The organism is Nocardioides sp. (genome assembly GCF_034670285.1).
Classification (GTDB): domain Bacteria; phylum Actinomycetota; class Actinomycetes; order Propionibacteriales; family Nocardioidaceae; genus Nocardioides.
The window spans coordinates 1-9,883 of sequence record NZ_JAXMNS010000103.1 but is presented as its reverse complement, the minus strand read 5'-3'; the positions used below and the strand labels follow the sequence as shown (position 1 = coordinate 9,883).

Genomic DNA, 9,883 nt, shown 5'->3' with positions numbered 1-9,883 from the left:
TCCGCAGCCGAGGCCCGTGCCGTGCGCAACCGACGTTCACCGGGAGGTCGCCGTCACCGGCTGGCCACCCAGCTGCGGTCGGTCGCCGATCGACTCGACGTCTGAACCCCTACCGGCCGCGATGTCCGCCCAGGACCCCGGCGTCGAAGGCCTTCAGCACCGAGGCGCGGTCGGCCGCAGTCAGGTCACCGTCGGTGACGGCGTCGTCCAGGCGCTCCGACAGCGATGCCCGTCCGGCCTCGGCCCGAGCCTCGCTCAGGGACTCCAGGGCAGCGGTGACCTGCTGCTCGGTGACGCCGAGCTCGTCGGCGAGCGCCGAGGCCCACTGCTCCTGACGCTCGGCCCGCCCGGCCTCGGTCGGACGCGTGCGCTCACCGTCCTGGCCCGACGAGTCGTCGTCCGTCGAGAGCTGCTCTCGGACGGCCGACAGTGCGGCGTCGACGTCGGACTCGTCCAGGTCGAGCGCCTCGGACAACCCGGCGGAGATCCCGCTGCGAGAGCCGCCTCGACTCCCGTGCCCGTGGCCACGTCGATCACCCTGCCCCTGCCCTCGGGCCTCGTCCGGGGCCGAAGCCGACTCCGAGGTGTCCTGCCCCGACGCACCGTCGGTCGCGCCGGCCAGCCCGACACCGCCCACGGCGATGCCGACTCCAGCGACGGAGAGGGCTGCGGTCGTGCCTGCCTTGCGAAAGATGCTCATGACTCGCTCCTCGTGCCGGTCCCCCGGCGTCGGACCTCGTCGATCGAGGTCGTCTGCCGTCGACGGTTCCCCCGTGGGCTGGCAGCAAGGTCGGCCCCACCTGTGCGCGAGGTGTGAGCCGAGTCAGGCGGGCAGCCTCAGATGGGCGTGCGGTGGAAGCTCTGGAACGAGCGGGACGGCGTCGGCCCGCGCTGCCCCTGGTAGCGCGAGCCGTACTTCGCCGAGCCGTAGGGGTGCTCGGAGGGCGAGGAGAGCCGGAAGAAGCAGAACTGGCCGATCTTCATGCCGGGGTAGAGCTTGATCGGCAGGGTCGCGACGTTGGCGAGCTCGAGCGTCACGTGTCCGGAGAAGCCCGGGTCGACGAAGCCGGCCGTGGCGTGGGTGAGCAGCCCGAGGCGGCCCAGCGACGACTTGCCCTCGACGCGCGCGGCGACGTCGTCGGGCAGCGTGACGACCTCGTAGGTCGAGCCGAGCACGAACTCCCCGGGGTGCAGGATGAACGGCTCGTCGCCCTGCGGCTCCACCTCACGGGTCAGGTCGGACTGGTCGGCAGCCGGATCGATGTGGGGGTAGCGGTGGTTCTCGAAGACGCGGAAGAACCGGTCGAGGCGCACGTCGATGGACGACGGCTGCAGCATGGAGGGATCCCACGGCTCCAGGGCGATCCGCTGGGCGTCGATCTCGGCGAGGATGTCGCGGTCTGACAGGAGCACGCTCGCACCCTATCCGGCACCCGGCCCTGCGCGACGACCGTCCTCCTAGGAAGATGGCCACATGCCCTACCGCCGCTTCGTCGCCCTCGGCGACTCGTTCACCGAAGGTCTCGGCGACCCCGACCCCGCCCGGCCCAACGGGGTCCGCGGCTGGGCCGACCGCGTCGCCGAGGTGCTGGCCCGCGACACCCCCGACTTCGGCTACGCCAACTTCGCGATCCGCGGCCGCAAGCTGCGCGGCGTCCTCGACGAGCAGCTCGAGCCGGCACTCGCCCTCGAGCCCGACCTCGTGACGATCTACATCGGCGCCAACGACATCCTGCGCCCCAGCGTCGACCTCGACACCCTCGCCGAGCAGTACGACGCCGCCCTGGCGCGGCTGGCCGCCACCGGCGCCCGTCTCCTGGTCTGGACGGCGTTCGACCCGGGCGGCAGCGCCACCTACAAGCTCCTGCGCGGACGCTTCGCGCTCTACAACGAGCTGGTGCGTGAGAGCGCCGATCGCCACGGCGCGACGATCGTCGACTTCTGGCGCCTGCGGGAGTACCGCGACTGGCGCCTGTGGGACGAGGACCGGATGCACATGGGCCCGGCCGGGCACCAGCGGATGGCCATCGAGGTGCTCGACACCCTCGACGTCGACCACGACCTGCGCCCGCTGACCCTGCCGGACCTCGTGACGCCCGGACGGGTCGAGTCGCTGCGCACGCACGCCGACTGGCTGCGCACCACAGCCGCGCCGTGGGTGCACCGTCGCGTCACCGGTCGGTCCTCCGGCGACGGACTCGCGCCGCGCTACCCGTCGTACGTGCTCCCGGACGGCGTCAGCCGGGCGACACGTAGCTGAGGTCGGAACCGCTCAACGAGAGGTGCAGGCCGTCTGCTGCGACGCGGAGCCCTTCGAGGCGTACGTCGAAGGGGATGCCGGTCAGCGGCACCGAGATCCCGAGGATCTCGTCGAGGGCGCTCGCGAGCGCACCGGTCGGGTCGACAGCACCGTTGACGGTGAACTCGCTCAGGCTGAGGGCACCGTCGACGATGACCGGCTCGATGGTGATCGAGGGGGTGACCTCCTCCCCCAGGACCGTGAACGTGCGGCTCGCGGTGAGTCGACCGTCGCCGTCCACAGCCAGCCGGAGGCCGAGGGCGTCACCGAGGTCGGCCAGCGAGATCAGCGCGTCCGCCCGAGCCCGGCCGACGTCGATGCGCGTGAAGTCGCGGGAGGTCTCCACCCGCCGGAGCGTGACGTCCAGGCGCGCCAGGCGGAGCGCCGCCGCCCCTGACACCCCGGCGTCGCCCGTCAGCGGCACCTCCCGCAGCACCACCTCGACGCGGTCGTAGCGTCCGGCGACCAGCTGGTCGAGGAAGGGAAAGCCGTCGATGCTCACCTCCGGCCGCTCACTCAGCCCCTGCGACTCCTGCAGCGAGTCGCCGGCGATGCGCTCGGCGACCAGCACTCCACCACGATCGAGACCGAGGGCGATCAGCGCCAGCACGGCCAGCGTCACCACGAGCTTCTTCATTTATGCACCTCCGTGTGCTCGATCCTCTGGGTCGATCCTCGCAGGCGGTCCCTGAGCGGGTAGCATGCTCCACGGCCGACCGGGACGACCTCTCGGCGGTCACTGCGGATGTAGCTCAGCTGGTAGAGCGCGACCTTCCCAAGGTCGATGTCGCGAGTTCGAATCTCGTCATCCGCTCCATCTTTTCCCTCGCCACCGGCCCTCGCAGCCCCCGGCCGGCAGGCATGGGCCGCCTCGTAGGCTCGAGACCGTGGAGTTCACCGGTTTCCCTGTCGCAGCACTCGACTTCTACGACGACCTCGAGGTCGACAACACCAAGTCGTTCTGGGAGGCCCACAAGGGCGTCTACGCCGAGTCGGTCAAGGCGCCGATGCAGGCGCTCTGCGCGGCGCTCGAGCCGGAGTTCGGGTCCGCCAAGATCTTCCGCCCCTACCGCGACGTGCGCTTCGCGAAGGACAAGACGCCGTACAAGACCCATCAGGGCGCGTTCGTCAGCGCGGGGCCGGCGATCGGGTGGTACGTCCAGCTCTCACCGCAGGGCGTACGCGTCGGCGCCGGCTTCTACGAGGCCGCCGGCGAGCGGCTCGCCGCCATTCGCAGCGCGATCGACGACGAGAAGACCGGCCCAGCGCTGCGCCGGATCCTGACCAAGCTGGAGAAGGACGACTTCGAGATCGGCGGCGAGACGCTCAAGACGTCGCCGCGCGGCTACGACGCCGATCACCCGCGCATCGGTCTGCTGCGCCACAAGCAGATCATCGCCGGCAAGCCCTACGGCTTCGAGAAGGTGATCCACACCCCCGAGGTGCTCGAGATGGTGTGCGACGACTGGCGCACCCTCAAGCCGCTCGTGACCTGGCTGGCCAAGGCCGTGGACGGCGTCCCGGGCCCGCCGTCGCGTCGCTGACGCGTCAGGACGGCGTCGTGAAGGACGCCATCGTGCGCTCGGGCTCCCAGAAGGCACGCATCGAGGTCACGCGGCCCTCGTCGTCGACGATGTAGACCATCGCCAGGTCGGTCACGGTGTAGGAGCCGTCGGGGAACGACGTCTTGATCTGCCCGAGGTTGGCGCAGGTGTTGCTCCCCGGGTTGGCGAACGACTCGGTGATCGTGAACTCGAAGGTGTCGATGGGCGCGATCGCCTGCTCCCAGAAGGCCGAGATCGCCGCGTGGCCGCGGTGGCCGTTGCCCTCCGGGTCGAACATCGAGGGGCCCACCGGGTCCTCGCGCACCGCATCGGGGGCGTAGACCGTGAGCCACTCGGCGAGGTCGCCCTTGGCGACCGCGGAGTAGGAGCGCTGCGAGGCGGCGCGCGCCGGGTGGTCGTCGTTCGGGGCGTTCCAGGTGATGGCGTCGGACGAGATCATGGGTGCATCCTAGACGACTTTCTAGAACACGTTCTAGTGTCTGCGCGCCCCTGACGCCTCGTTCGCCATGCCCCTCGCCATGCCCTGTTCACCTCGCGCACACTCCGCGCACACCGCCATCTCACCGGGCTCTCATGAAGACCGAGCACCCTGGCCACCATGGGATCCAAGCGCAAGGCGTTCGTGCACATCGGACTCGACGACGGCTCCGGCGACTTCGTCGACGCGGCTCTCGAGCTCCACCAGCGAGCCCTGGCCGAGCTCGGCGTACGACGGCCTGCGACGTCGTCGGAGGAGATGTTCCGCGCCGCGCTCGAGATGCTGCGCACCCACCGCGACTGGGGCTACACCCGCGACGAGGTCGAAGGCGCCTGGACGACGATCGTGAACCGTGGCCAGAAGGGCAAGGACACCCTGGTCTTCAGCCAAGCGCTCCTCGCCGCTGCCCGCCCCGAGCAGGCCGCCCTGCTCGTCGACGCCCTCTCGGGCTTCGAGGTGCACGTCGTGGTGACGGTCAGAGCACCCGACGCCTGGACGCTCCCCGGCGAGCCGGGCCACGACCTGGGGGCGGTGCTGGCGACCTGGGGCGCGGCCGTGAAGAAGCCGCAGCGGGTGCACGTGATCGTGTCAGAGAACCCCCGGCCCACCTGGAAGTCGCTGGGGAAGGTGGTCGGCTTCGGCACGTCCTCGCTCACGATCGACCGCTCCCCCTCAGCCACCAGGACGCGCCCCCCACACCTGACGCCGGCCGCCCGGCTCGACGTACTGAGGGCCCTCGGCACGTCGTGGGTCGACCTGCTCGCGCACAGCGAGTACGACGTGGTGGGCGACCCCGCCCTCCTCGTGCCCAGCGCGGACGCCGCCATCACGCCCGAGGTGCTGGCCGGCATGGCCGAGCACGCCCTGCGCGACGCGCTCGCCGAGATCGAGCGACTGGGTCACCGCAACGCCTCGCTCGAGGCCCGCCTGGAGAAGGTCGAGAAGAAGCGGAAGAAGCTCAAGCGCAAGCTCGCCGCCGTCGCCTGAGTGCCCCGAGACCGATAGTCCCTTACGAAGTGGCCCCTCATCGGCCCGATCAGGGGCCACTTCGTAAGGGACTATCTCGACGGACGACGAGAGGTCAGTGCGACTGCCAGGCGTCCTCGTCGGCGGTGAGCGAGGTGATCGCCGAGGGCAGCTCCCCGTCAGCGAGCTGCTGGATCGAGACCTGCTCGAAGACCTCCCGCAGCGAGCGCCGCGCGGCGATCCACACGTGCTGGAGCACGTCGGCGGAGTCGTTGTAGCTGACCGCCTCGGGGCGGAGCCCATAGACGGAGACCAGCGGGCCGTCGACGGCGCGGATGACGTCGGCGACCGACACGTCGGAGGCCGGACGACCCATCCGCCAGCCGCCTGACTGCCCACGCTGGCTCATCACGATGTCGCTGCGCCGCAGGTCGGCGAGGATCGCCTGCAGGAACCCGTGCGGGATCTCCTGGAGCCGACCGAGCTCCTCGGCGCTGACCGCCTTGCCGTCCGCGCGCCCCGCCATCTCGATCAGCGCCCGCAGGGCGTAGTCGGACTTGGCGGAGACACGCATGGCGTCAGTCTGTCAGATAACTCCACCTGGTCACTCGACGTACTCCGGCATCCCCACCGGTCTAGCGGGGCAGAGATCACCCCTACCGGTGCTTGCTTCGAGCAAGCACCCCTCCTATCATTAAGTTACTGGTCGGTAGTAATGGCGCTCCTGAACACCCCGTTCGCAGCGAGCGCACCTCCCACGAACACCGACACCCCATGACGAAAGAGCGGTTTCAGCCATGAGCCACTACAAGACCAACCTGCGCGACATCGAGTTCAACCTCTTCGAGGTGCTGGGTCGTGACGAGGTCCTCGGGACCGGTCCCTTCGGGGAGATCGACAGCGAGACCGCCCGGGCGATCCTCGGTGAGGTCGAGCGCCTCTCGCGCGAGGAGATGGCGGAGTCCTACGAGGACAGCGACCGCAACCCGCCGGTCTTCGACCCCGCGACGCACACCGCGCCGATCCCCGAGTCGTTCAAGAAGAGCTACCAGGCCTGGATGGACTCCGAGTACTGGCGCCTGCAGATCGGCGAGGAGCTCGGCGGCACGCCGGCCCCCTCCAGCCTGGTCTGGGCCATCGGCGAGATGGTGCTGGGCGCCAACGCCCCCATCTGGATGTATGCCGCCGGCCCGGCGTTCGCCGGTGTCGTCCACCGCAACGGCAACGCCCGTGACAAGCGCATCGCGCAGCTGATGGTCGAGAAGCAGTGGGGCGCCACGATGGTGCTCACCGAGCCCGACGCCGGCTCCGACGTGGGTGCGGGTCGCACCAAGGCCACGCTGAACGACGACGGCTCGTGGAACATCGAGGGCGTCAAGCGTTTCATCACCTCGGCCGAGCACGACATGAGCGAGAACATCATGCACCTCGTGCTGGCCCGCCCGGTCGGCGTCGAGGGTGTCGGTGGCCCCGGCACCAAGGGCTTGAGCCTCTTCCTCGTCCCGAAGATCCACTTCGACCACGAGACCGGCGAGCTCACCGGTGAGCGCAACGGCGCCTACGTCACCAACGTCGAGCACAAGATGGGCATCAAGGTGTCCAACACGTGCGAGGTCACCTTCGGCGACTCCGCCGTTGGCGGCGGCGAGCCCGCCAAGGGCTGGCTCCTCGGCGAGGTGCACAACGGCATCGCCCAGATGTTCCAGGTCATCGAGAACGCCCGGATGATGGTCGGCTCCAAGGCCATCGCCACCCTGTCGACCGGTTACCTCAACGCCCTCGACTACGCCAAGCAGCGCGAGCAGGGTGCCGACCTGACCCAGTCGGGCGACAAGACCGCCCCGCGCGTGACGATCACCCACCACCCCGACGTCCGCCGCTCGCTGATGGTGCAGAAGTCGTTCGCCGAGGCCATGCGCGCCCTGGTGCTCTACACCGCCACCTGGCAGGACAAGATCCAGCTCGCCGAGCACGCCGCGGACAACGGCAGCGACGAGACCGGCGACCTGGGTCTCTTCAACGCGGTCAACGACCTGCTCCTGCCCATCGTGAAGGGCTACGGCTCGGAGCGTTCCTGGACCCTGCTGGGCACCGAGTCGCTGCAGACCTTCGGCGGCTCCGGCTTCCTGCAGGAGTACCCGATCGAGCAGTACGTCCGCGACGCCAAGATCGACACCCTCTACGAGGGCACGACCGCCATCCAGGGCCAGGACTTCTTCTTCCGCAAGATCGTCAAGGACCAGGGCAAGGCGCTCGGCCTCATCGCCGGCGAGATCCAGTCGTTCATCGACTCCGAGGCCGGCAACGGTCGTCTGAAGAACGAGCGCCAGCTGCTCGCGACGGCGCTCGACGACGCCAACGCGATGGTCGGTCACATGATCAACGACCTGATGTCGGCGCAGGAGGAGGTCCGCAACCTCTACAAGGTCGGCCTCAACACCAGCCGCTTGCTCATGGCCCTCGGCGACGTCGTCTGCGCCTGGCTGCTGCTCCGCCAGGCCGAGGTCGCCCTGGAGAAGCTCGGTGGCGACTTCAACCCCAAGGACAAGGCGTTCTACGAGGGCAAGATCGCTGCCGCTCAGTTCTTCGCGCAGTACAACCTGCCGAAGATCTCCGCCGAGCGTGCGATCGCCGAGGCGACCGACCTGTCGCTGATGGACCTCGACGAGGCTGCGTTCTGAGCCGACCCGACTGACGCACCCGTCTGCACCACAAAGGCCCGCCACCCCTCGGGGTGGCGGGCCTTCGTCGTCGATGCTCGGCGCTCCCCGAGGGGACCGGTGGCACGAGACTGCAGAAGAAGGCCGGCTGGCGAGGTGTGATCACAGCTCTCGCGGGGAACGACTATCACTGATTGCCCGGCGAGGCGCCGGGCAATCACCCTTCGACGCCGGCCGTCCTCATCTCGGGAGACGACGGACGGCGTCGCACGGGAGCCGACTCAGCCGATGATCGAGGCGCCGAACAGGCACCGGTCGCCGGCGCCGTACGGGCCGGTCGGCTCAGCCGGGTCGCGGCGCTGGAGGAACAGCGAGGTGAGGACGGTCAGGTACTCCTGGTCGGAGGCGATCGTGATCGTCGACTGCCGGGCGCCGGAGCCGCCCACCGGGGCCACCTGGTCACCGAGCACCGACCGAGCGGCCTCGGGGGTGGCCGGCTGGAGGAAGACGTCGCCGCCTGAGTAGGTGGTGCCGTCCGGCGCGTTCACCAGCACGTCCGCCTCGGTGGTCTTGACGAACAGCTCGGCGTGCAGCCGTTCGGCGACGGTGTCGACGTAGCACTTCCCGTAGACGGTGATCGGACCCGCCGAGAGCAGCACCCGCTCGGCGGCGTTGTCGCGCGCGGCATCCTGGCCGGGCCCGGACGTCGCCTGGATCGCCACGCCGTTCTTGGACGACACCGCGTAGTCGACGAGGTCGGAGGAGCCCAGCGAGCCGTCCTGGACGTCGTCGCCGCGGACCGAGTTGTCAGCCAGGTGCGAGGGGCGCACCGAGTCCTTCTTCAGTGCGCCGGCGTCCACCGAGCCCTGGGCGAGGTCCGCGGACTTCACCGCCCCCGCCTTGATGGCCTTCGAGGTGACGGAGTTCTTCGCGAGGTCGTCGGCCTTCACCGTGTTCTTGCCCGGGAGCGCGGTCGAGGAGCCCGACGCGGCCAGGACGAGCGCCAACGAGGCGACGAGGAGTCCGGCCGAGGGTCGACGGGAGGAGCGGGGAGCGGTCGTGGTCATCAACGGTTCCTTCCGGCGACGGGTACCGCAGCGAGCGGCCTCCGCAGGATAGTCACGCGCACTGAGCGCGTCACGGGTCGACCAGCCCGCGCGCGGCTCGGAGCACGGCCTCTGTCAGACGTGCCATCGCGGGCGAGTCGAGGCGCCACCGCTGCCAGAACAGCTCGACGTCGACCGCGTGGTCGACGCTCTCGCCAGAGCCGCCGGGCAGCTCGATCGTGACCAGGCGGCCCGCGCGGAGATCTGGCTCGAGCTGCGGCAGCGGGAGCATCCCCCAGCCCAGTCCGCGCCGCAGAGCCTCGTGGAAGTCGGCCGAGGTCGGCACCCGGTGCACGACCGGTGGAGCCGGGACCCCGCGGGCATCCAGCAGGTCGTGCTGCAGCGAGTCCTTGGAGTCGAAGACCACGACCGGCATCTGCGCCAGGTCGATCCCCCGACCGCCCCGCCAACGCCCGACGAACGCGGGGGACGCAGCCGGGCGGTAGCGCAGGATGCCGAGCCGCTCGACCAGGCACCCCTGGACCGCAGCCGACTCCGAGGTCACTGCCCCCAGCACGTCACCTCGCCGCAGCAGGTCGGCGGAGTAGGCCTGGTCCTCCACCTGCAGACGCAGCGTGGCCCCTTCCCACACCGCGACCTCGTCGAGCACCCCACGGAACCACGTAGCGAGCGAGTCGGCGTTCACCGCTACGCGCAGGTCGGTGCTGCGCCGGGTGCCCACCTCGCCGACCACGCCTCCGACCACGTCGCGCAGGTCGTCGTACAGCAGCGCCGTCTGACGGGCGAGTCGCACGACCACGACGCCCGCGTCGGTCGCCGTGCACGGCGTCGACCGACGGAGCAGCACC

Annotated in this window: 11 protein-coding genes and 1 tRNA gene; 5 read left to right on the top strand and 7 right to left on the bottom strand. The window is 70.0% G+C overall.

Features of this window, described 5'->3' with window-relative positions; translation table 11 throughout:
• Positions 1–109: 109 nt before the first annotated feature.
• Together VOI19_RS07195 and dcd are read right to left on the bottom strand one after the other, a co-directional pair.
• A complete protein-coding gene (locus tag VOI19_RS07195) occupies positions 110–700 on the bottom strand; it encodes a hypothetical protein (RefSeq protein WP_323792280.1) in 591 nt (196 codons plus the stop codon).
• 137 nt (positions 701–837) lie between these two features.
• Complete coding sequence (gene dcd, locus VOI19_RS07190) at positions 838–1,413, bottom strand: dCTP deaminase (RefSeq protein ID WP_323792279.1); 576 nt, start codon at positions 1,411–1,413, stop codon at positions 838–840.
• Positions 1,414–1,474: 61 nt separating this feature from the next.
• Between dcd and VOI19_RS07185 the strand changes: the two genes are divergently transcribed.
• A complete protein-coding gene (locus VOI19_RS07185) occupies positions 1,475–2,260 on the top strand; it encodes an SGNH/GDSL hydrolase family protein (RefSeq protein ID WP_323792278.1) in 786 nt (261 codons plus the stop codon).
• On the opposite strand, the gene VOI19_RS07180 is transcribed toward VOI19_RS07185, so the two are convergent.
• Positions 2,238–2,936: a DUF2993 domain-containing protein gene (locus VOI19_RS07180; RefSeq protein WP_323792277.1), complete on the bottom strand. Its 699-nt coding sequence runs from the start codon at positions 2,934–2,936 to the stop codon at positions 2,238–2,240. The genes VOI19_RS07185 and VOI19_RS07180 overlap by 23 nt on opposite strands.
• A gap of 104 nt (positions 2,937–3,040) precedes the next feature.
• Here VOI19_RS07180 and VOI19_RS07175 point away from each other — a divergent pair.
• Positions 3,041–3,116, top strand: a tRNA-Gly gene (locus VOI19_RS07175).
• Positions 3,117–3,186: 70 nt separating this feature from the next.
• Positions 3,187–3,843 (top strand): DUF2461 domain-containing protein, encoded by a 657-nt coding sequence (locus VOI19_RS07170; protein ID WP_323792276.1) that lies wholly within the window; start codon positions 3,187–3,189, stop codon positions 3,841–3,843.
• Positions 3,844–3,847: 4 nt separating this feature from the next.
• Here the strand turns inward: VOI19_RS07170 and VOI19_RS07165 are convergent, their stop codons facing one another.
• Positions 3,848–4,303 (bottom strand): nuclear transport factor 2 family protein, encoded by a 456-nt coding sequence (locus VOI19_RS07165; protein WP_323792275.1) that lies wholly within the window; start codon positions 4,301–4,303, stop codon positions 3,848–3,850.
• A 159-nt stretch (positions 4,304–4,462) separates the two neighbouring features.
• Here VOI19_RS07165 and VOI19_RS07160 point away from each other — a divergent pair, with 159 nt between their 5' ends.
• Complete coding sequence (locus tag VOI19_RS07160) at positions 4,463–5,329, top strand: hypothetical protein (RefSeq protein WP_323792274.1); 867 nt, start codon at positions 4,463–4,465, stop codon at positions 5,327–5,329.
• Between the two features lie 94 nt (positions 5,330–5,423).
• On the opposite strand, the gene VOI19_RS07155 is transcribed toward VOI19_RS07160, so the two are convergent.
• Complete coding sequence (locus VOI19_RS07155) at positions 5,424–5,882, bottom strand: Rrf2 family transcriptional regulator (protein WP_323792273.1); 459 nt, start codon at positions 5,880–5,882, stop codon at positions 5,424–5,426.
• Positions 5,883–6,105: 223 nt separating this feature from the next.
• Between VOI19_RS07155 and VOI19_RS07150 the strand changes: the two genes are divergently transcribed.
• Positions 6,106–7,989, top strand: coding sequence for an acyl-CoA dehydrogenase (locus VOI19_RS07150; protein ID WP_323792272.1), 1,884 nt, complete (start codon positions 6,106–6,108; stop codon positions 7,987–7,989).
• A gap of 260 nt (positions 7,990–8,249) precedes the next feature.
• Here the strand turns inward: VOI19_RS07150 and VOI19_RS07145 are convergent, their stop codons facing one another.
• Together VOI19_RS07145 and VOI19_RS07140 are read right to left on the bottom strand one after the other, a co-directional pair.
• Positions 8,250–9,035, bottom strand: coding sequence for a hypothetical protein (locus VOI19_RS07145; protein WP_323792271.1), 786 nt, complete (start codon positions 9,033–9,035; stop codon positions 8,250–8,252).
• Positions 9,036–9,105: 70 nt separating this feature from the next.
• Positions 9,106–9,883: ArgP/LysG family DNA-binding transcriptional regulator (locus VOI19_RS07140; protein ID WP_323792270.1), on the bottom strand; the 778-nt coding region annotated here is incomplete at its 5' end.

Coding starts and splice junctions, on each gene's coding strand:
- VOI19_RS07195 (WP_323792280.1), bottom strand. CDS start 700: ATGAGCATCTTTCGCAAGGCAGGCACGACCGCAGCCCTCTCCGTCGCT.
- VOI19_RS07185 (WP_323792278.1), top strand. CDS start 1,475: ATGCCCTACCGCCGCTTCGTCGCCCTCGGCGACTCGTTCACCGAAGGT.
- VOI19_RS07180 (WP_323792277.1), bottom strand. CDS start 2,936: ATGAAGAAGCTCGTGGTGACGCTGGCCGTGCTGGCGCTGATCGCCCTC.
- VOI19_RS07165 (WP_323792275.1), bottom strand. CDS start 4,303: ATGATCTCGTCCGACGCCATCACCTGGAACGCCCCGAACGACGACCAC.
- VOI19_RS07160 (WP_323792274.1), top strand. CDS start 4,463: ATGGGATCCAAGCGCAAGGCGTTCGTGCACATCGGACTCGACGACGGC.
- VOI19_RS07155 (WP_323792273.1), bottom strand. CDS start 5,882: ATGCGTGTCTCCGCCAAGTCCGACTACGCCCTGCGGGCGCTGATCGAG.
- VOI19_RS07150 (WP_323792272.1), top strand. CDS start 6,106: ATGAGCCACTACAAGACCAACCTGCGCGACATCGAGTTCAACCTCTTC.
- VOI19_RS07145 (WP_323792271.1), bottom strand. CDS start 9,035: ATGACCACGACCGCTCCCCGCTCCTCCCGTCGACCCTCGGCCGGACTC.